The organism is Corallococcus sp. AB049A (genome assembly GCF_003668885.1).
In the GTDB taxonomy this organism is placed as follows: domain Bacteria; phylum Myxococcota; class Myxococcia; order Myxococcales; family Myxococcaceae; genus Corallococcus; species Corallococcus interemptor.
Genome location: NZ_RAWL01001153.1, coordinates 1 through 438 on the forward strand (window position 1 = coordinate 1; position 438 = coordinate 438).

1 protein-coding gene is annotated in these 438 nt (G+C 68.3%); it reads right to left on the minus strand.

Features of this window, described 5'->3' with window-relative positions; genetic code table 11:
• A partial coding sequence (locus tag D7X55_RS46610) for an HAD-IC family P-type ATPase (RefSeq protein ID WP_147470509.1) occupies positions 1-438 on the minus strand: 438 nt, incomplete at both ends.

A 438-nucleotide genomic window follows, 5' to 3' on the forward strand; every position in this document is an offset into this window, starting at 1 on the left:
GTCCCATCGCGCATGGGCAGGCAATGATCAGCACCGCCACCGCATTGACCAGCGCGAAGCTCAGCGCTGGCGAGGGCCCGAAGATCAGCCAGACTGCGAAGGTCGCCAGCGCGGCCAGCATCACCGCCGGCACGAACCACAGGGTGACCTTGTCGACCACCGCCTGGATCGGCAGCTTCGAGCCCTGCGCCTGTTCGACCATGCGGATGATCTGCGCCAGCATGGTCTGCGCGCCCACCGCCGTGGCACGTACCGTCAGTGCGCCCTTCTGGTTGACCGTACCGCCCACCACGCTGCTGCCCGGCTGCTTCTCGACCGGGATCGGCTCGCCGCTGATCATCGACTCGTCGATGTAGCTGCGGCCCTCGACCACCTCGCCGTCGACCGGCACGCGCTCGCCCGGGCGCACTTCCACCACGTCGCCGCTCAGCACTTCAT